General features: G+C 47.9%; 13 protein-coding genes, 2 tRNA genes and 1 pseudogene. 6 read left to right on the top strand and 10 right to left on the bottom strand.

The genetic code is table 11. The features are described 5' to 3' along the window. Positions 1-63 precede the first annotated feature (63 nt). The 3 genes from ACI3EW_RS12530 to ACI3EW_RS12520 are packed head-to-tail and all read right to left on the bottom strand — an operon-like array spanning position 64 to position 2,213. Positions 64-1,461 (bottom strand): FtsK/SpoIIIE domain-containing protein, encoded by a 1,398-nt coding sequence (locus tag ACI3EW_RS12530; RefSeq protein ID WP_270437956.1) that lies wholly within the window; start codon positions 1,459-1,461, stop codon positions 64-66. Positions 1,462-1,499: 38 nt separating this feature from the next. Beyond that, the gene (locus ACI3EW_RS12525) at positions 1,500-1,877 is read right to left on the bottom strand and encodes a YdcP family protein (protein WP_196342782.1); all 378 of its coding nucleotides are present in this window, start codon (positions 1,875-1,877) and stop codon (positions 1,500-1,502) included. A 21-nt stretch (positions 1,878-1,898) separates the two neighbouring features. Further along, on the bottom strand, positions 1,899-2,213 hold the full coding sequence (locus ACI3EW_RS12520) for a YdcP family protein (protein ID WP_002578441.1): 315 nt from the start codon (positions 2,211-2,213) through the stop codon (positions 1,899-1,901). A 228-nt stretch (positions 2,214-2,441) separates the two neighbouring features. Here ACI3EW_RS12520 and ACI3EW_RS12515 point away from each other — a divergent pair. Then, positions 2,442-2,669 (top strand): annotated as a pseudogene (locus tag ACI3EW_RS12515) (manganese catalase family protein); the annotation flags it as partial. A gap of 84 nt (positions 2,670-2,753) precedes the next feature. Here the strand turns inward: ACI3EW_RS12515 and ACI3EW_RS12510 are convergent. The 5 genes from ACI3EW_RS12510 to ACI3EW_RS12490 all read right to left on the bottom strand — a co-directional run bounded on the left by ACI3EW_RS12510 (position 2,754) and on the right by ACI3EW_RS12490 (position 4,660). After that, the gene (locus ACI3EW_RS12510; protein WP_021903995.1) at positions 2,754-2,924 is read right to left on the bottom strand and encodes a DUF1540 domain-containing protein; all 171 of its coding nucleotides are present in this window, start codon (positions 2,922-2,924) and stop codon (positions 2,754-2,756) included. 123 nt (positions 2,925-3,047) lie between these two features. Beyond that, positions 3,048-3,464 (bottom strand): CBS domain-containing protein, encoded by a 417-nt coding sequence (locus ACI3EW_RS12505; protein WP_118530560.1) that lies wholly within the window; start codon positions 3,462-3,464, stop codon positions 3,048-3,050. Positions 3,465-3,475: 11 nt separating this feature from the next. Further along, positions 3,476-4,069, bottom strand: coding sequence for a lactate utilization protein (locus ACI3EW_RS12500; protein ID WP_118530562.1), 594 nt, complete (start codon positions 4,067-4,069; stop codon positions 3,476-3,478). A 441-nt stretch (positions 4,070-4,510) separates the two neighbouring features. Continuing rightward, positions 4,511-4,582 (bottom strand) — tRNA-Glu (locus ACI3EW_RS12495). Positions 4,583-4,586: 4 nt separating this feature from the next. Further along, positions 4,587-4,660 (bottom strand) — tRNA-Pro (locus ACI3EW_RS12490). Between the two features lie 949 nt (positions 4,661-5,609). Between ACI3EW_RS12490 and gpmI the strand changes: the two genes are divergently transcribed. The 4 genes from gpmI to ACI3EW_RS12470 all read left to right on the top strand — a co-directional run bounded on the left by gpmI (position 5,610) and on the right by ACI3EW_RS12470 (position 10,884). Next, positions 5,610-7,154, top strand: coding sequence for a 2,3-bisphosphoglycerate-independent phosphoglycerate mutase (gene gpmI / locus ACI3EW_RS12485; RefSeq protein WP_405582216.1), 1,545 nt, complete (start codon positions 5,610-5,612; stop codon positions 7,152-7,154). 171 nt (positions 7,155-7,325) lie between these two features. Next, on the top strand, positions 7,326-7,583 hold the full coding sequence (locus ACI3EW_RS12480) for a TM1266 family iron-only hydrogenase system putative regulator (protein ID WP_021904232.1): 258 nt from the start codon (positions 7,326-7,328) through the stop codon (positions 7,581-7,583). A 9-nt stretch (positions 7,584-7,592) separates the two neighbouring features. Beyond that, positions 7,593-10,070 (top strand): excinuclease ABC subunit UvrA, encoded by a 2,478-nt coding sequence (locus ACI3EW_RS12475; protein WP_215703264.1) that lies wholly within the window; start codon positions 7,593-7,595, stop codon positions 10,068-10,070. Between the two features lie 100 nt (positions 10,071-10,170). Then, on the top strand, positions 10,171-10,884 hold the full coding sequence (locus ACI3EW_RS12470; RefSeq protein ID WP_118530572.1) for a helix-turn-helix domain-containing protein: 714 nt from the start codon (positions 10,171-10,173) through the stop codon (positions 10,882-10,884). A gap of 383 nt (positions 10,885-11,267) precedes the next feature. Here the strand turns inward: ACI3EW_RS12470 and ACI3EW_RS12465 are convergent, their stop codons facing one another. Continuing rightward, a complete protein-coding gene (locus ACI3EW_RS12465) occupies positions 11,268-11,879 on the bottom strand; it encodes a hypothetical protein (RefSeq protein ID WP_118530574.1) in 612 nt (203 codons plus the stop codon). A gap of 64 nt (positions 11,880-11,943) precedes the next feature. Then, a complete protein-coding gene (locus ACI3EW_RS12460) occupies positions 11,944-12,696 on the bottom strand; it encodes a LytR/AlgR family response regulator transcription factor (protein WP_118530576.1) in 753 nt (250 codons plus the stop codon). A gap of 230 nt (positions 12,697-12,926) precedes the next feature. On the opposite strand from ACI3EW_RS12460, the gene ACI3EW_RS12455 reads away from it, so the two are divergent. Then, positions 12,927-19,646 (top strand): YDG domain-containing protein, encoded by a 6,720-nt coding sequence (locus ACI3EW_RS12455; protein WP_485663050.1) that lies wholly within the window; start codon positions 12,927-12,929, stop codon positions 19,644-19,646. Positions 19,647-19,994: the final 348 nt, after the last annotated feature.

Raw genomic sequence — 19,994 nt, 5'->3', positions numbered from 1 at the left:
ACCCCTCTGTTAGATACGAGGGGTTCATGCTGGCGTGCCTTGCGGCACACCAACCACAGCAGGTCAGTCCGTTTCTGCGGCTTTTGCTTCGCACGCCGCCTGCACTCCCTGCCTGCTGTCTGTCAGTTTTTTTATTTCTTTGAGGAAATCGTGTCCTTTTGGTACAAGGGGCGTGTAAAACTCCGAGATAACGCTGGTTCCCACATCCACATAGCCACGCCCCTTTATCTGCTTTAGGAAGAAGTCCTTTGTGGTTTCCCCGAACATCATCCCATAGCCCATTTCCGACATCCGCCCCAGAGCCACACGGAAATTAAACTGGTCACGGATTCCGTCCCCCAGATACTTGGCGTCTGGACGCTGGCAGGCGAGAATCAGGAAGAAGCCTGCCTGCCGTCCAAGCATAACGATTTGCTTTAATTTGTTGAGGACGGCGGCATTTTCTTTTGTGCCGAGCATTTCCATAAATGCCACATATTCATCAAAGATAAGGAAATGTGCCGGAAGTCCCAAGTAAGCATAGTTTTCCCCTGTCCGGTAATTCTCCATGAGCTTCATGTCTTCGCTGCGTTTCATCATTTCTTCATAGAAACGGTCAATGCAGGCGAGCATATCTTCCTTTTTGTAATACACATCCGGCATAACCGCCTGTAAATCCGCAAGGTCGGCGTTCTTCGGGTCTAACACGAACAGGACGGCGTTGGTGCGGAGCAGGGCTTCAATGAGGGTCAGGATAAAGTAGGTCTTTCCGCCGCCGGTTCCTCCGGCAATGAGCATATGGGGGAGCTTGTCATACTCCCACCAGACATTTTCCATAAGACGGAGCCTGCCGTCCTTTGCCTGTACATCCTCAATGGAAATACGGTTGGCAATGGTATCATAAAGCAGGGTGTACTCCACATAGGAATCCTTTAATTCCTTATCCGTCAGCTCACAGTACAAGCCGCTTTCCAGCTTTTTTTCCAAGTGTAAGAGCTGCTCCTGATATTTCCCCAAGGTGATTTCCACACGGATATGGAGCAAGCCCTGTTTCATCCGGTAGTAGATTTTGGGAAAATAAGTGATGGTTTCTTTGGAACGGCTGGAAGACAAGTCCTTGAAAAAAGCGTCTTCCTTTCTCTGCTCCGATTCATACCACTTGTTTTCCAACACCATCCTTGCCAGCTTTTGGCGGTGGATGAGCTGCTTTACTTCATCCCTGCGGTATCGCCAGAACAGAAGAACTGCTGTAAGACACACCAGCCCTGCCACGCCCATGCTGAATAACAGGTAAGGGATATTTATGTCCTGTGCTATCTGGGAAAGGGACACTTCCTGCCAGTTGGTTCCGGCAATTTGCCGGATATGAAACAGCAGGACAACCAGCAGGAAGACAGGGAACAGGGTGGCAAGGGCAGTATGGAACACAAGGTCTTTATCCGTGGGACGGATACGTTTTCCACGGGGGAAAAGCTGCTTCATGGGAATAATCCTCCTTTCGCTTTCTTCTTATATTCCTGTTATTTTACAGGGGGAGCGTCTTTCTTCGGCGGCTGAGGATTCATGGCAGCCCCTTTTTTCAGGACAATATCATCCGCCTTGATGTACCAGTCCACCTCTGCCCCCTGAAAGGTAGCCGTTGCCACGGTGTCTGCCACAGGATTGATGATTTCCACCTCTGCATTGTAATCAAATTCCTTTAATGGCACGCTGGCAGGAATGGAAACCTGAATCATACGCCCCTGTCCTCTGGATTTTAAGTCATAGGTACGCTCCTTGATTTCTTCTGATACCGAGCCGTCTTCATTCTGGAGGTGAACCTCACGGCGGAGGGCAGAAAATTTCAATGCCCCGAAAGTTGCTTCCTTGTCAATCACGATTCCGTTTGCTAATCTCATAGTCTGATGTCCTCCTTTTCCTTACGCTTTTACCATATCGTCAGCGTGCAAAATGTAGTTGGTAAAGCCCCTTGTGCCGATTTTATAGCCCTCTGCGGTGATACGGGGATTGACGAGCTTCACACGTTCCTCAAAATCAAAATGTTTCTCTCCGGCTTCGGCAGGGAGGATAACCACAATATCATCCGCCCTCTGTACGTCTGAATAAAGGTTGAAGCTGCGAGAGAGTACCGCCATGCGTCCGTTGATTCTTCTCTGTTCTGTTTTGTCTTCTCCGGCAAACTCCAAGTTGCCGAATGTCTTTTCCATGTTGGGGATAACGAATTTTAATTCCATATAGATGTACCTGTCCTTTCTGAATGTTGTGTTTGATGGTTGGTTTCGGGTTACGGTCTGGAAGCGGAGGGGAACGCTCCGGCGGTGGTGATTTCTTCGTGGTATCACGTCCTTTCTGGTTTTAGGGTAAAAAAATAGACGCTCATTTCTGAACGTCTGAATTGATACACTGGAAAGGCGGAATATCTGCTTTACCCTCTATATTTTTGTATATGTTGTACTTACAGGGTCGCCCCAGAACAGAAAGCCCGGAGCACCTACGACAACATCCTTCGTGTCGTGACGGATCCAGATGTCTGCGAACCGATCCGTTTCCTCAGAAAACGCGAGATCGTCCATTTCCAGCGCTTCGGCGAAGCACTCCGCGGCCTCCAGGACCGGCTCGATTCCAGAAATTTCTATGCGTTCAATCCGAGCTTCGATCCGGCACCGGTGAGGGCAGAAAATTCACGGTAGAAGAATAGAAAAAGAGATCCCGTTCCTTTTCCATAAAATTTATGGGAGGAAGGGATCTCTTTTCTCGTCAAGGGTCAGACAGGACTACATCTTGCACTGGAAGGAATCACAGTCGGTACATTCCTTTTTTGTAGGATTGAGCTCATGCGTTCCTACATGGATGCGGTCTAAGGTGCAGTAATCCACATTTTCCGCATGATGCACGCAGTTATGGATCGAGCACTGGATGCTGTCGTTCTTTTCCTGATTCATCATTTCTCACCACCTTTTTCTGGGATGGTATCAGTATAACCGGACGGCAGAAAATGATGCTGGAAGAAAATGACAGGAATTTATGCGACAGTCTGGAAAAAGCCATTTGAACCGGAATCCAATAACTTAAGCATTTCCTGTTTTCTTATAGGAACCGGAAAAATATTTCATGATATCACGTCTCGTGATAATTCCGATAAAGGATTTATTGTCATCGAGTACCGGGACAAAGTTCTGCTGCATCGCCTTGTCCAGCAGATCTTCCATTTTCGCACCGGCATTTACCGGGCTGTTGTCCTGACGGCGCTTTACTTCCATGATGGAGATCAGCTCCATATCCTTTAAACTCTGGTTCATATGGCTCTTCATGTACCAGAGCAGATCACCTTCCGTCAGCGTTCCGGCATACCGTCCTTGTTTCGTAAGGATCGGCAGGGCGGAGTAGCGGTGCGCTTCCATCAGGTCGATCGCTTCTCTCAGGTTCGCATCAGAATAGATAAATGCCACATCACTCTTTGGTGTCAGAAAAAACAGAATATTCATGTGTCTCTCCTTTAATATCCAAGATCTTCATTGATAAATACCATTTCAACTTCCATTCCGGTACAGGGGCGTTCTAAGATCAGGATCGCGTTACAGATCCTCTCCGGACTGTTGCAGTCATAGCACTTTTTGTCATCGGACACGACGCAAGGAGTCTTCTTGTTAAAACGCGCCGCGTTCTTTGGACAGGCGATATTTCGCGCGCGATCCATTGCGGAGGACAGATCCGGCGCGATTTTATTTTTCCCGATCACATAGTATACTCGTTTCGGTCCAAATAAGCTCTCGGAAAGACGGTTTCCGGTCCCGTCGATGTTGATGATCTGGCCGGTCGCGGCAGCGGCGTTGGCACTCAGGATATATACGGTGGAATCTTTCGCCTTGATCCTTGCATCCGGTCCCTGTTCCCAGTGCCAGATCACTTCGTTGTCTTTTCCGAGGATCTCAAAGAGATTCATCTCTTTTGCGGTGATAGAGCCGCCAAAGCCGACCTTCTCGCCCTTGATCTGGTTACTCAGATAAGCGGCAGCTTCCTCCTTTGTCTCGAAATATGATGTATGAAAACGATGGTTTTCAAAGTTCTTTTTTAATACTGCGTAATCCATAGGTTCTCGATGTTCCTCCTTCGGGTACAGGCGGCAGCCGCCGCCGGGTCAGTGGCGCAAAAACCGGTCCAAAAGAAGCAGCGGATCAGCTTTTTCTTGCGTAAATAGAGTCATGATACTTCACCATGACTCATCTATAGACAGTATAGCATAAATTGTAACAAAAAGAGGGAAGAAAACATGAATTATTTGTGAAAAAATTCGAAAAGAGTCATAGTATATGAAAAAAAGGTTCCTGCCTGGAGTTCTTTGGATGGGTGATTTTGATATCATATTGACATTAAAAAAAATAGAATATGATGTAGGCAGCTAAGAAATGTGGTGAACTTTTCTCATGCGACGCAAAAACCCCAGAGGCTGCCACCTCTGGGGTTTTCTTGTATTAATGAAAACTATGATAGATATAAAAAAAGAAGCTGTATGGAATTCCATACAGCTTCATGACCTGTCCGGGAATCGAACCCGGGTTTACGCCGTGAGAGGGCGTCGTCTTGACCGCTTGACCAACAGGCCGGAATCGAGGCGACAAGATTCGAACTTGCGACCTCTGCGTCCCGAACGCAGCGCTCTACCAAACTGAGCCACGCCTCGATGTCTTTAAGGCTTTGTGTTTTGTGCTGTTCACCAGCGACTCGTATATAATAGCATGACCTTGAAAAAAATGCAAGCGTTTTTTTGAAAAAATTTCAATTTTTTGAAAAAAAGTTTTTTCGGCGAATCTTCCGGGATCAAGAAAAACCTCACAAAGCCTTATTTTATAAGGAAAAACAGCAATCGATGGGTATGGGAATCATGCGCTGCGAGCAGGAAGAAAAATGTCCGGAAAGTTCACAGAAACCAAAAAAATCGAAAAGAAACATGAAAATTCAATTCAAAGATCGATAAGAACACTATGACCCTGACGGCAGATCCTAAATGCAAGCAATATGAAGATGCATGAATCATATTTCAGTACAGTCTGTTATACAGAACTGTATTTCAAGCGATTGACGGAATGAATAAAAAGACTGCCGCATTTCTACTCCTGCGGCAGTCCCAAAAAGAGGGGATTTATATTGTAAATGTTTTTAAAACAAAAGGGAGGGACCGGCAGAACGCTCTGCCGGTCAAGTATGAAAAAGTATATTTTGTTCCAGGCTTGCTGTCCTGTTACGCTTTACAGGATACTGGAAAAATGTGTCGAAATATTGTGTTTGATGTGAAAAAATTGTGAAATCGCTGTAGGATAGAATGCTCACCTGGAAGGAAGCTCCTTTTTCGGGCATGAGTTTTCTGGAGTGGAAATTACGGAGAGAAAGAAGGCGGGGAGGATCGTGCAGATCAAGACTGATAAAATTATAACAATTTCTACTCCGAAACGGTTGCAGGAACGTTCTAATTGGTATAAAATATAGATGTTTCTGCGATGATAGTACCGATATCAAAGCGTTGGACGGAAAGCTCCGTTCCGACCGCAGAAATATGATTGCATTTATAAAGAGCGCAGGAAGCTGCCGTTTGGAGCTGGCTCCTGCAGTCACGCAATAAAGGAGAAAAAATCATGAGCAAAAAGCCAGTAGTGTTAATGATCCTCGATGGTTACGGACTGAATAAAACACATGAAGGAAATGCGGTATATGAGGCGAAGAAGCCGGTGATGGACCGCTTAATGAAGGAGTGCCCGTTTGTGGAAGGTCAGGCCAGCGGACTCGCTGTCGGACTTCCGGAGGGCCAGATGGGAAACTCTGAGGTCGGACACCTGAACATGGGCGCAGGACGCATCGTTTACCAGGAGCTGACAAGAATCACAAAATCCATTCAGGATGGAGATTTCTTCAAGAACGAAGAGTTCCTCGCAGCTGTTGAAAACTGTAAAAAGAACAATTCCGCACTGCACCTGTTCGGACTCTTATCCGACGGCGGCGTGCACAGCCATATCACTCATGTCTACGGACTCTTAGAGCTTGCAAAGAGAAACGGACTCGACAAGGTATTCGTTCACTGCTTCCTTGATGGACGTGATACACCGCCGGCATCCGGAAAGGATTTTGTTGCGGCTCTGGAAGAGAAGATGAAAGAACTCGGCGTCGGCAAGGTTGCATCTGTGATGGGACGTTATTATGCGATGGACCGTGACAACCGCTGGGATCGTGTGGAGCTTGCGTATAAGGCACTGACAGCAGGTGAGGGCAATAAGGGAACATCAGCGACGGCCCTGATTCAGGCGTCCTACGATGACGGAAAGACAGATGAGTTCGTTGTTCCGGCTGTTGTGACAGGGGAAGATGGAAATGCAATCGGAACGATCAGGGACAACGATTCCGTGATCTTCTTCAATTTCCGTCCGGACCGCGCAAGAGAGATGACCCGCGCATTCTGTGATGACGAGTTTACAGGATTTGCGAGAGCGAAGAGGATCAAGACCACATATGTATGCTTTGTTGATTACGATGAGACGATCCCGAACAAACTTGTCGCATTCAAGAAAGAGACGATCAAGAATACTCTCGGTGAGTTCCTTGCTGCCCACGGGAAGACTCAGGCGAGAATTGCTGAGACAGAGAAATATGCCCACGTTACCTTCTTCTTCAACGGCGGCGTTGAGGAACCGAATCCGGGTGAGGACCGTATCCTCGTGAAGTCCCCGAAGGTCGCAACCTATGACCTTCAGCCGGAGATGAGCGCACCGGCTGTTTGTGAGAAGCTGACAGACGCGATCCGCTCCGGAAAATATGATGTTATTATCGTAAACTTCGCAAATCCGGATATGGTAGGCCACACAGGCGTTGAGAACGCGGCGGTCAAGGCCATCGAGGCTGTCGACGAGTGTGTTGGAAAAGCAGTTGAGGCAATCAAAGAGGTTGACGGCGTGATGTTCATCTGTGCTGACCATGGAAACGCAGAGCAGCTGATCGACTACAAGACAGGAGAGCCGTGGACCGCTCACACAACGAATCCGGTTCCGTTTATCCTCGTAAACGCAGGCGAGGGCTATGGTCTCAGAGAGGGCGGCTGTCTTGCAGATATCGCTCCGACCCTGATTGAACTTATGGGAATGGAACAGCCGAAAGAGATGACTGGTAAGTCTCTGCTTGTGAGAAAGTAATAAAGGCTGGTGTGTTGTAAAACAGCGGCAGAAAATATGAAGAATAGTTCCGGCAGTGTGGACGCAGAGAGTCTGTATGCCGGGACTATTTTTTTGTGCACACTTGACATAAGGATTCCCGGCGCATTAAGATGAAGGAAATGATTTCGGACAGGACAGAAGGAGAGCAGTATGGAACAGGAAACAAGAATCGCGGTAGTGGGAATTATTGTGGAAGATAAAGAGGCTGTGGAGGAGATCAACAGAATCCTTCACGATTACAGCCCGTATATTATCGGAAGAATGGGACTTCCGTACGAGAAGAAACAAGTGAACATCATCAGCGTCATCGTTGACGCCCCGTCTGACCGGATCAGTGCGCTTTCAGGGAAGCTTGGAAAGATCAAGGGGATCAGTGCGAAGGTGATGTATTCGAAGAACGGGCAGTAGGGAGAAACTATGATCGAAAAAATCAAGATCCGCGGCGCACGGGTCCATAACTTGAAAAATATTGATGTGGACGTTCCTTTAAACAAGATCGTCGCCATCGGCGGAGTCTCGGGTTCAGGAAAATCATCTCTGGCTCTGGGTGTCCTCTACGCGGAAGGCTCCAGGCGCTACTTAGAGGCTCTCTCCACCTACACGAGACGCCGCATGACCCAGGCGGCGAAGGCACAGGTGGATGAGGCACTCTATGTCCCAGCGGCGCTGGCGCTTCACCAGAGGCCTGGAATCCCGGGGATCCGCAGTACCTTCGGAACAGGAACGGAGCTTTTAAACAGCCTGCGTCTCATGGTGTCGAGACTGGCGAGCCACCGATGTCCGAACGGACATTATATCGAACCAACCCTTCTTGTGGCGGCGGGAAAGGAACTCTCCTGTCCGAAGTGCGGGGAAAAATTCTACGCCCCGTCGGCGGAGGAACTGGCCTTCAACAGCCAAGGCGCCTGCAGGACATGCGACGGAACGGGAATCGTACGCACTGTTAACCGTGCGGCCCTGGTGCCGGATGAATCCCTTACCATCGATGAGGGCGCGGTAGCTCCGTGGAATTCCCTTATGTGGTCCCTGATGACGGACGTCTGCCGGGAGATGGGGGTGCGGACGGACGTGCCATTTAAGGATCTCACGGAGAAGGAAAAGAACATTGTATACAACGGACCGGCGGAGAAAAAGCACATCTTTTACCATGCCAAGAACAGCAATCAGGCGGGTGAGCTTGATTTTACTTATTATAATGCGGTCTACACGGTGGAGAATGCCCTGGCGAAGGTAAAAGACGAAAAGGGCATGAAGCGAGTGGAAAAGTTCTTAAAACAGGACATCTGCCCGGATTGCGGCGGTTCCAGACTCTCGGAGGCAGCGAGAGCGCCGAGGCTCCGGGGAATCTCCCTGGATGAAATGTGCCGAATGCCATTAAATGACCTCACGGAGTGGGTCCGCAGTGTGCCGTGGTCTCTTCCGAAGGAGATGCGCCCGATGGCGGAGAATATCTGCGCGTCGTTTCTAGAGGTGGCAAAGCGGTTATTAGACCTTGGGTTGGGATATCTCTCCCTGGACCGCGCCGCATCTACACTCTCCACTGGGGAACGCCAGAGAATGCAGCTCGCGAGAGCCGTGAGAAACCGCACGACGGGTGTCCTCTATGTGCTGGACGAGCCGTCTATCGGTCTTCACCCGTCGAATATCGAGGGACTCACCGGTGTCATGCATGACCTGATTGCAGACGGAAACTCCGTAGTTCTCGTGGATCATGACGTCCAGATCTTAAAGGAGTCTGACTGGATGATCGAGATGGGACCGGAAGCCGGGGCTGGCGGCGGAACCGTCATTGCGGAGGGGACCATCGGGGAGATCGAAGAATCGGGAAAGTCGGTATTGGGACCGTTCCTATCCGGAAAAGCGGATACCTGCACGAGAGTCCGGGCGAATCGGGAGAATATGTTTGAGTATGGAAAAATCCATATCTCCACCGGAAATATCCACACGGTAAAACCTTTGTCTGCGGATATCCCGAAAGGTCGGATGACCGTGGTCACAGGAGTTTCCGGTTCCGGAAAGACGACTTTCGTCTTAGAGAGTCTGATCCCGGCGTTATCCGCCATGATTCACGGCGAAAAACGTCCGGAACACGTCCATGAGATCCAGGCGGAGGGGATCCGTCAAGTGAAGCTCATCGACGCGGCACCCATCGGCACGAATGTCCGCTCCACGGTGGCGACCTATGCGAATGTCCATGATGAGCTGCGAAAGATCTTTGCGAGAACACCGGACGCGAAACGTCTTGGGTATAAGACCGGGGATTTCTCCTACAATACGGGAAAACTCCGCTGCCCTGGATGTGACGGAACAGGCGTGATCAGCCTGGATGTCCAGTTCCTGCCGGACGTGGAGATCCCGTGCCCGGACTGCCGCGGATCGAGATATTCGAAAGAGGCGGATCTTGTAAAGCACACGGACAAAAGGGGAGTTTCCCATTCCCTGCCGGAACTTATGGATATGGATATCAATACGGCGCTGGAGAATTGCAGGGATATGAAGATTGTCTCCCAGAGACTGCAGGTATTAAGGGATTTAGGACTTGGCTACTTGACTCTGGGCGAGGAGACCCCGAGCCTCTCCGGCGGCGAGGCCCAGCGACTGAAACTTGCAAGCGAGATGGGAAAAGCCCAGGAGGACACGGTCTTCGTCTTCGATGAGCCGACGATCGGTCTTCACCCGGCGGATGTCCAGGTGCTCCTCGGTGTATTCCAGACGCTGATTGAAAACGGAGCCACCGTCCTTGTCATCGAACACGACCTGGATGTGATTAAAAATGCCGACTATATCATCGACATGGGCCCTGGCGGCGGAGAACAGGGTGGCCGGATTGTTGCGTGTGGGACGCCGGAGGAGATCAAAAATGTGAAAGAAAGTGTGACGGGGAGATACCTGTAAGGTGGAGTACATATAATACAAGATATTTAGACGAAGTTACTTGTAAATAAAAATATATCCGCTATAATATACTCAATGAGTATATTATAGCGGAGGATCAATGGAAAACAAAGAAATATTAAAAGAACTTAGAAGCATTATGGGACTAAATCGCCGGGAATTTGCGGAGTATTTTTGCATCCCATACAGGACAGTGCAGGAATGGGAACTTGCACATCGGAATATGCCGGATTATCTGTTAAGATTGATGTTGTATAGTGAGAAGCTGCGGAGTGAGAATAAATTTTATAGTGCCAGTAAAAATGTTTCTATTATTCAAGATGAATTCGGGAAAAATATCGTAATTATAAACGATATACGGTTTAAGGGAAAAAGAAATATCGATTGGGAAGAAGTTGAAAAATATTTAAAAGAATATATTGGAGAGTGTTACGAGATAGCAGAGTCATCAGAAAAAATATATATTGGAAAAGAATTCCCTGATGAATTTGCAAACGCAAAAGATGCTCGTGGTTTAAAGGGGGCAAATGCAAAGGCAAAAGCTAACGCGGCACAGGCAATTAAGGAATTAATACAAATAGCAGAGAATAAATCAGAATTTCCAGATTATGGAGATAGACATGGAAATAGAGCTAAAAATGGTTGGTATCGTTATGATGTACGATTTGGTCTGCCTGTTTACGAAGAAAATGGCACCTTGATTCGCTATAATATTTTCTCAGCAAGAATGCTTGTGCGGCACGATGCAGATGGAAAAATGTATCTTTATGATATTTTGCGCACAAAAAAAGAAGCGAGCAACCCGCTTGAGTAATAATACTGTACGGTCGCAAAACCCGCTTCTTTTTGTCATTCTAACATTGAATAAAAAAAATGTCAAGGATTTATACATCTTGAGTTTCCGTACTTTTATCCACTCTCCCCTGCTTTCACAGGCTCTGCTATAAACAACTTTCAAAAAATACCAAAACATAAGGAAGACGGAAGCTGGGACGGCACGGACAGCTGGCGCGGGCAATAAGGGAACAGCCGAAAAAGATGACTGGTAAGTCTCTGTTGGTAAGAGAGTAAGAGAACTTTGGCGCAATAAGATCATGTAAAAATAAAAACAGTTCCGGCGATATGGACAGAAGTGTCTGTATGCCGGGACTGTTTTTATGTAACAGGAAATTAAGATAAAAGAAATCTTGCATGGCATTATTCCCGTATGATATCAAGCAGGGTGTCATCTCTGGTTTCGAACCATTTCATAAAGGCATACCATTTTTTGCCATAAGGCGTATGCTTCCGAACAAAAAATGTATAGACGATCATGATTACCGCCATCTCGATCATTCCGAAAACAAGTCCAAATGCGAATATATCGGTTATTTTGTTGGATTCATCATTAGAAATCACGCCTTTCAGCTGGTTTTGGTCATCTAATAATAAGGTTAATGCTCTCTGATGCGGAAAGTCTGTATCAAGATTTAAGCCAAGCCCGGCGACATCATATTGATAGGAGCTGCCTTCTGTATACATTACCGTGGTCGGACTGGTTCGCACTCCTCCTTTAAAAGTCGTTGCATTATAAGCTGTCAGCAATTCATTTGTCTTCAGGTTCTGGATGTGATGGCTTAACAGTACAGTGCCACAACAGATGATTATGGATATAAAGATCCAGAGAAGGCAGTGAAATATCATTTTCTTAAAGGCGTTTGTTACCTTTGCATAGGTTGCGTGATCTAAAGTTCTTTGCCCATAATCTAAAGCCGCTGCAACTTCATCAAAATTAATAGTGGTATGTAGAAATAAGCCTGCATTACTCATCAGCTATTCCTCCGTAGGATTTATTTTCGCTATCTGATACTCCCGGTTTTTGGTCTAAAATATTTTATGAAATCATTCCCTTCCGCATATAGGTAAAAAGGTATTCCATAAATGCTTCCTTTGTCTCTTTTTTCTTTCGACGGCTGCAGAAAAGGCAGGAACCATTTTTTAGACGGACAGAACCATCCTCCTCCACAGAGATCACCTGCGAAAAATTGAGGAGGAGACTGCGGCCGCTCATATAAAAACGTCCGCCCTTTGGCAGCAGCGCCATTAGATCCGAAAAAGAGAGGCGCGTGGCAACGTCCCCTTTTAAGGTGTGGATGATCAGGCGGTGATTCTGCGTTTCCGCGTATAAAAAATCATCCAGAAGAATCCGCTGGCAGGATGACTGCCCCTGTCCAAGGACAGCCTGAATCTCAATGTAAGCCGGTTCGGAAAGAAAGGTGCGGATCTCATTGAGGCACCAGTCCAGAGCGTCTGCATCCACCGGCTTTAAGAGATAGTCAAGCGGATGTACCCGGTATCCCTCAAGGGAATAATCCCGCTCATTGCTCACAAAGATAAGAGGGATCCGTGCGGCAACAGCTCGAAGCTTTTCGGCTGTTTCAATCCCGTTCAGACCGTTTTTTGCAAGCATAATATCCATAAATACAGCGTTGAAAAGACCGGGGCGGAAAGCCTTTAAAAAGGCTTCACCGCTCTCATAGCAGGTAAAATCAGCCATTTCTCCATGCTCCTCGAAATTCTTCTGTATTAAATCGATCAGATGCTTCTGATCGAAAACGAAATCTTCCACAATAGCAATATGCATCATAATTTCAGCACTCCCTTCACCACGATGCTTCTGAACCAAATAGGTCGAGGTTTGACCATTTGCGTCGAGGTGGTTTTCAGAAAAACACGTAATTGATATACTATTAGTATAGAAGATTATGCGAAAAATGTAAATATTGCGGGAACCTGATGTTTATCTCAGTCGAGAAGACTCCCACCTCTTTCGGGTGGTGAGTAATAGCAAATTTGTCTCAGTGGGAGGAAAATTGTATGAGAAAAAAATCGAAACGAATTTTAGCAGCTGCATTGTCAGCTATATTAATATGGAATACATGTGAATGGCAGCCGCAGGCATTGGCGGCCGGTTCACTGCGGCGGATCGGGGCTGAAACGGAGTCAGATGATACTGCGGAAACAGCAGAAAAAGAAGCTGCATTAAAAAAATCTGCGTTAAAAGCCTCTCCGTCGGATGCTTCTCCGTCGAATGCGGAAGTAAAAGATAACAGCGGCGAGTCAGGTGCAAACGGAGCACCAAACGGCGCAGCAACAGGAGCAGAGACAAAAGCAGAGATAAAAGCGTTTCTGGAGCTGGATGAGGCCATTGCAGTGCAGAAGCTCTCTCTGGGTGCCAAAGAAAGCGATATCGTTCTTCCGGATACTCTGGAGGTTCGGATGAAGCGGGAAACTTTAGAGGATGCTCAAAAAGCAGAAGGCGAACAGCAGATAGATGCGGAAGCTGACACCGAAAAAGAAAGCTCGGAGACGGATGCAGATGAGGATATCAGAAGAATTTCCGGCGTGACATGGAAGCTGGATATCAATGAAAGCGACTATCCGGAATTTCACGGCGGGATCTCCCCGCAGGAATATTTTGAAGAATTTGACGAGGACGGAGAGCCTATCGAAACCTCCGATAAGACTTGGAATGGCTATTATGAGGCGAATCAGGACTACAACGGCTGTGCCTATGTCTACACACCGGTTCTGCCGGAGGAATATTCACTGGGAGAGGAGGCAGAACTTCCGGAAATCTGCGTTCTCGTAGGAGAGATGCAGTTGATGACTCTGGCAGGCGAGGAATGTAACCTGAATAATAGCCCTCTGGTCATTAATAGCCGTAATGTAGATCAGTTTAATGGAAAAACCATTACCGGCTCCTATTGCCCGAGCATCCGGCCGAGGGATTTTTTAGACATTAAGGGCGGTATCACAATTGATAATGTTACGGTCGATCTGACCATTAAAGATGTAACGATCCAATCCGGTGGCGCCGGTGCCGGAGGATGGGATCTGGCTGGTATTTACCTGAAAGGCAATGCCCAGCTGAATCTGACCTTAAAAGGAGACAATACACTTTTGGGGCTGGAGCATGGAGCCGGAATTGAGGTGGAAAAAGGGGCAACACTGGTTATTACGGAGAATAGTAACGGAAGCCTGAGGGCAGTGGGAGGTGCCTATGGGGCCGCCGGTATCGGAGGAAATGCCGATGCGGTCTCCTATTTCCATGGAGCTCTCGAAACAAAAGATTTCGACGGTACGAAATATGGGACAGGAACGATTATAATCAAGGGTGGAACCATTGCAGCTGAAGGTGGAGTTTATTGGGTTTCCGGAGTGACGGATTATCAAGGAGGAGCCGGAATCGGAACCGGTACCTATGGAATCGGCGGAACCATTAAAATACTGGGTGGAACGATAACCGCAGAAGGAGGAAAGAATACAGGAGCCGGAATCGGAGGCGGAACTGGTGGAGGTGTAGACACGATCGTGATCGACGGGGCGAATGGCGAAGCTCCCGATATAACCGTATCTTCTTATAATAGTGCGTGGGGATATCTGGGAGCAGCCATCGGCAGCGGATGGAATGGAGTGAGTGATTTAAAATTATCCTGTGGTGAGATCCAGATATTAAGTGGATCTGTGAAGGTAAAGGGCGGAAATATTGGTTATGGAGTGTTAAGGGATGTTAATGGAAATAGCATGAAAGGCGGCAGTGTCACTATTTCCGAGAAGGTGCAGCTGGAGCTGCCGCTTGAAAGCAAGATTGCTCCCCGGGGAGAATGCACCTACGGGAAAAAAACATTCCGGATCACCGCTTATGATAACCAGCTATCAGGTGGAACCTATCAGGCTGACATATCCCTGTATCGGGAGAATGATACAGAAAGAACAAACCCGGTTTATCAGACAAAGGCAGAAATGACCGTCTCCGGATTCATGGGAACGATACCGGATATAACCCAGTGGATAGGCCATTCCGGAAATATGCAGATGGTTGTAGCGCTGGAGCCTTCCGGTGGTGGGACAGGTAAGACGATGGAGGGAAGGGTTGCTTTAAACAAAGGAATGGATGAAACCATCTCCGTCACACTTGGAAAAACCGCCTACCAGAAGACAATGGATCTGACCATCCATGATGGCCGTTTGAGGGATGGTAAGAAATATACACTGACAGCTCAAATCGGGGAAGAAGCAAGCGAAGGCGGCACTGCACCGGATGTAGTAACCTATTCATCTCAAAAAGCTTCCGGTTATCAGATAAAGACTGGTAATGTCAGCTGGTATACGCCTCTGTTCGGAGAGGTTCCGGTATCGGTTCAGGTACAGGAAGAAGGAGGGGAAGGAGAAAATACGAATAGCTTTACAGTAACAGGATCCCTCTCGATGAAGTCAAAGGAGGAAACGAATCTTTCCCTTACCATCGGAAAACCCCTGTATCCTGTCCGGTTCCACTTCTATTCATCAAAGGTGCAGGCGGCAGAGGAAGTATCCCTGACAGCCGGACGGCTGGCTGGAGCCTTAGAAGCTCCGGTGGAATTAAAGCAGAACGAAGGCCAGTTCGCCTTTGACGGGAAACTGACAATCGATGCAGAAGCAGGCAATCATGCATATGCTCTGGCATATCTTCCGGCCGGAAATTACCGGTTTGTGATAAATACGGGTATTGCAGGTTTAGGCAGCTCCGGAGGAAGCTTTACTCTGGACAGCGAAACGGTAGAAGCAAAGGCTGCTGGAACGGATATTACCGTATTAAATGCGGCAGAGGCGCTGGAGGGAGAACTGGATCTTTCCCTTGGAGATATATCTTTTTCCGAAGAAAATGGTCAGCTGACCATTTTATATTCTAAAAGAGATGATTCCGGCCAAGTGGTTAAAGCAAAGCTAATAGACCAGCCCTACGATAAATGTTATCGGATCACTTCATCTGAGCTGGTAGAGAAGTATCATCTCTCTGTGAATACCCAAGCTTCCGGGGAATTAAAGCTCGTATTAAAGAACCTTACGATTACACCGGCAGAGGCTATCGCACCGATTCAGATAAACGGAGCGTCCCAGGTGATCACCTATCTGGAGGGGGAAAACAAGATTTCGATTAATAAATCAGAGAATTCTTCTTCACCTGCCGGCATCAGCGTGGCGAAAGGTGCAAAGCTTACGATTGACAGTGAGCCGGAACAGCAGGGTTCTATAGAGGTGCTCAATGAAACAACAGCAACCAGAAATGGTGCAGCAATTGGAGGAAATGGAGGAGAGGATGCAGGAACCATTCACATCAAGGGGGGGACTGTAATTGCAAAAATGACAAATTCCCGTTCTATGGGAGCTGCCATCGGTGCTTCGGTAGGAAAAAGTGTAACAGAAATACAAATCAGCGGAGGAACGGTTACTGCAGAAACAACATGGAATGGTGCCGGAATCGGAACAGGAAGTGCTTCTGGCAATAATAGAACCGGTAAAATCGTGATAGAAGGCGGAACGGTGAATGCAAGCTCGTGGAGTGGTGCAGGAATTGGAAGCGGTTATGGACATGCTCCTGGAAACCCAGCGATAACTGCTGAGATTGAGATTCATGGCGGAATGATTACAGCTTATTCTGAAGTGGGAGCCTGCATCGGAAGTGGTAAAGATAGTTCATCGAAGGTGCTGATTGACGGTGGTACCATATGTCTGGATAAAAAAACGACAGGGTATAGGAAAGTAGCACATATTGGGATGGGAGAAAGTAGTAATACACAGGTACAAACTGATGTGACGATTACGGGTGGAACGATCTGTTTGAAGGAGGCGGATGGATTTATACCGCGACCGATCATTTATGGCTGGGAACAGGTAGGCAAAACGTGGCAGAAGAATACACCAAAAGACGGGAAGGATGACCCGGTTTATTACACCACAGCGGATCTGACCGGTATCTATGAGAATAATACACTGGTTGAAAAAGCAGGCATTGAAGGAAGCTCCTACGGCTTTAAGGATGTCCGGACAGATTCCAACGGAAAGCTCTATATGTACCTTCCGGCTTCGGAGGCAGTGAAAGCCTCCTTTGGCGGTGTGGAATTTACCGGAAAGGTTGAGGCAGGCAAGGATGAGAATGTATTAGAGCGTGAACAGACTTCTATTGATTATCAACGGGAAGTCCTGAAAAATACGGCTCTGTATGAGCTCGAATATGCACAATCCAGGGATTCTGAATTTTGGACAAAGATCCCGGCAGGTGACGAGGCGTCTCTGACGGAAATTCTGGATAAACAGCTGGGGAACGCGAACGAGATTACCCTGTATGTGCGAAAAGCAGCTACAGGTTCCACAGCAGGAGGTTCCGCAGCAGGCGAAGCAGCCGCAATAATGATTCCGGTAAGACCGGCAAAACCGGATAAGATAACAAAGGTAACGAAAACCAGCTACTCTATCAAAATTGTCGAGCCGATTGATGCCAAGTATGAGTATGGAATTGCTGAATCTGAGTCGGGTGCGCTTCAATGGCAGATGGAGAGGACGTTTACGTCACCGAAGCCGGCTAACACCTATTATATAACCCTTCGTGTGAAAGCAACAGATAGCAGTTTTGCATCGAAGCCGGCTGAACGCTTGTCGGTGACAACACCGGATGCATTACTGATTGACGGTCCCGCCGGTAAAGTATCCTTTGAAACGACGGGAACCTATGGACAGACGCTGGATCAGATTTCGGTACAGCTGGCAGCGGGATTTCAGGTCGTTAATTATAAGAGATTACCGGTTTCAGGAACATGGAGGTTCAGCGAAAATCAGAAAGAAACGCCTGCTTCCTCCATTTATCCGGAGGTAAAGGGAACAACTGCATATCAGGTAGAATTTATCCCGGATGGAGCGTCAGAAGGGCAGTATGGAAATAGTTTGGAAAGAGATGTGATTCCGGAGATATCACCGAAAGAGTTGCATGCAGTTCTTACGACACCTATTGAAAAAAACTATGATGGAAGTACCGATATTACGTTAGAGGCAACGGTGAAGATAGGTGCTTTGGGTCAGAGCTATACCATCAGTGGCCTGAAAGGAAGCTTTGCAGATGCCAATGCCGGAACCGGTAAGCCGGTAACCGTTGATTCCTCAGAGGCAAGGGTTGAGACGGGCGAGAGTGCAGTGAATCTGCAGAATTACCTGATCACATATCCAGCCCAGACCGGAACGATCCATCGGAGACAGGGTTCGGTTTCCATCGATACGGAAGCATGGATTGGAGAAAAAACCTATGGAGACGACAGCTTTCCACTGACAGGTGTGAAGAAAGTGGGAGATGGAGTTCTGAACTATACAAGCTCTGATGAAAAGGTTCTCACCGTGGACGCACAGGGACAGGTGACCATTAAAGGTACCGGTTCCGCAGATGTAATCATCACCATGGCAGAGGGAACGAATTACCTTGGCACAAGCACACCGGCAGAGGGAAGGATCACCATTGAAAAAGGAACACTCATCCTTACCTTAACCGCTGTAAACCGGAATACCGGAGCGCAGCAGCCGGAAGGGATTCTCGGAACCTACGAGGATGATTTTGATATCATTGCAGGTATTCAGGGAGCGTATGGTGACAAGCCGCAGGGTATGATCCGCTTCCATGATAATGGAATTCAGAATCCTGATACGATCTCTGTAGGGGAAGCTGGATCTGCGGTTCTCAACCTGACAAAGCCGGGAGTCGCATCCGTAGGAACGCACCGGATGACAGCCGAGTTTGATTTTGACACTTATGATGAGTGGGCGGCCAAATACAACACGCCTGCTTCGGCTGCATTTACATTTACGATCGGAAAGGTGGCTGCACCGCAGATCACCTGGCCAACGGCAGCGTCGGTGAAGGCGGGAAGTCCTCTAAGTGACTCTGCCTTATCAGGAGGAAGCACCGAATACGGAAGCTTTGCCTGGAAGAATCCGGCCCAGACGGCACAGGCGGGCACCCATAGTTACGAGGTGATATTTACACCGAATGAATGGGCATCCGCTCGTTATGAGATTGCAGCAATGACCGGTACGGCAGAAGTGACAGCAACGGAAGATAAGCCGGACGAAACGGAAAAGCCGGACGAAACGGAAAAACCGGGCGAAACGGAAAAGCCGGGTGAAACGGAAAAGCCGGGTGAAACGGAAAAGCCGGGTGAATCAGGCAAACCGAACGAATCGAACAGAACGGATGATTCAGATGATTCGGATGAGCCGGAAAGACCGAACCGCAACAGCCCGTCCTCCGGTAAGGATAAAACCTCCGGCAGCGGTGTAGTCAGCCACGATTCAGTCAAAGGAACGGTCGACAGTATGGCAGGAATTACCACAGGAGAAACAAACAGCTTTGTCAATGACGGAAAGAGCCATTGGATGATGGATGAGCATGGCTGGTGGTTACGCTTTGCAGATAATACCTACCCGAAGGGAAGCGTGCGTGATTCCGGTGGTGTTTCGCATTGCTGGGAGAAGATCAACGGAAAATGGTGGGCCTTTGATGAAACGGGTTATGCTAAGACAGGCTGGTTAAGAGATGAGGATTACGGCGGCTGGTTCTATATGGATCTGGAACACGGCATGCAGACCGGCTGGGTGCTTCTCGATGGAGTCTGGTACTATTTTAACCCGATTTCCGATGGAAAGAGAGGGATTATGTGCGCCGGACAAAGGACACCGGATGGATACTATGTAGATAAAAACGGTGTCTGGGACGGAAGAAACAAGCAGTAAAGCGAGTTTCAAGCCGAACCTCCGTGAGACTTGGCGCGTGATTCTGGTAAGAGAAGCTGACATATTCCTGCCAGAATCACTGCGCATCTTCCGCGGAGCGATGCTCTTGCACTAAGTATAGAATAATCCGGAAGGGATCCATAGGCTTTGGGAATCCTTCCGGATTTCTATTTGCTTATTTTTATTTTCTTATTTTTCGCGGGAAAAAATCCGCTAAAATTAAGCTTGTCAAGCGTTTTGGTGAACGCTATAATAAAAAAGCATTAATCGGCATCGGAAACAGGACTATACTGTTTTCGCTGTCATTGCTGCGTGTCAGGCGAAAGCCTGTGAGTTGAAAAATATTGT

Source organism: Pilosibacter rotomagensis, assembly GCF_045062245.2.
In the GTDB taxonomy this organism is placed as follows: domain Bacteria; phylum Bacillota; class Clostridia; order Lachnospirales; family Lachnospiraceae; genus Pilosibacter.
This window is presented reverse-complemented; position numbering and strand designations above follow the sequence as displayed.

What these genes read in the sequence shown, in the direction of transcription:
- ACI3EW_RS12500 (WP_118530562.1), bottom strand. Translation starts at nt 4,069, where the DNA reads ATGGATTACGCAGTATTAAAAAAGAACTTTGAAAACCATCGTTTTCAT.
- ACI3EW_RS12475 (WP_215703264.1), top strand. Translation starts at nt 7,593, where the DNA reads ATGATCGAAAAAATCAAGATCCGCGGCGCACGGGTCCATAACTTGAAA.
- ACI3EW_RS12520 (WP_002578441.1), bottom strand. Translation starts at nt 2,213, where the DNA reads ATGGAATTAAAATTCGTTATCCCCAACATGGAAAAGACATTCGGCAAC.
- ACI3EW_RS12465 (WP_118530574.1), bottom strand. Translation starts at nt 11,879, where the DNA reads ATGAGTAATGCAGGCTTATTTCTACATACCACTATTAATTTTGATGAA.
- ACI3EW_RS12530 (WP_270437956.1), bottom strand. Translation starts at nt 1,461, where the DNA reads ATGAAGCAGCTTTTCCCCCGTGGAAAACGTATCCGTCCCACGGATAAA.
- ACI3EW_RS12480 (WP_021904232.1), top strand. Translation starts at nt 7,326, where the DNA reads ATGGAACAGGAAACAAGAATCGCGGTAGTGGGAATTATTGTGGAAGAT.
- ACI3EW_RS12510 (WP_021903995.1), bottom strand. Translation starts at nt 2,924, where the DNA reads ATGATGAATCAGGAAAAGAACGACAGCATCCAGTGCTCGATCCATAAC.
- ACI3EW_RS12470 (WP_118530572.1), top strand. Translation starts at nt 10,171, where the DNA reads ATGGAAAACAAAGAAATATTAAAAGAACTTAGAAGCATTATGGGACTA.
- ACI3EW_RS12525 (WP_196342782.1), bottom strand. Translation starts at nt 1,877, where the DNA reads ATGAGATTAGCAAACGGAATCGTGATTGACAAGGAAGCAACTTTCGGG.
- ACI3EW_RS12460 (WP_118530576.1), bottom strand. Translation starts at nt 12,696, where the DNA reads ATGATGCATATTGCTATTGTGGAAGATTTCGTTTTCGATCAGAAGCAT.
- gpmI (WP_405582216.1), top strand. Translation starts at nt 5,610, where the DNA reads ATGAGCAAAAAGCCAGTAGTGTTAATGATCCTCGATGGTTACGGACTG.
- ACI3EW_RS12505 (WP_118530560.1), bottom strand. Translation starts at nt 3,464, where the DNA reads ATGAATATTCTGTTTTTTCTGACACCAAAGAGTGATGTGGCATTTATC.
- ACI3EW_RS12455 (WP_485663050.1), top strand. Translation starts at nt 12,927, where the DNA reads ATGAGAAAAAAATCGAAACGAATTTTAGCAGCTGCATTGTCAGCTATA.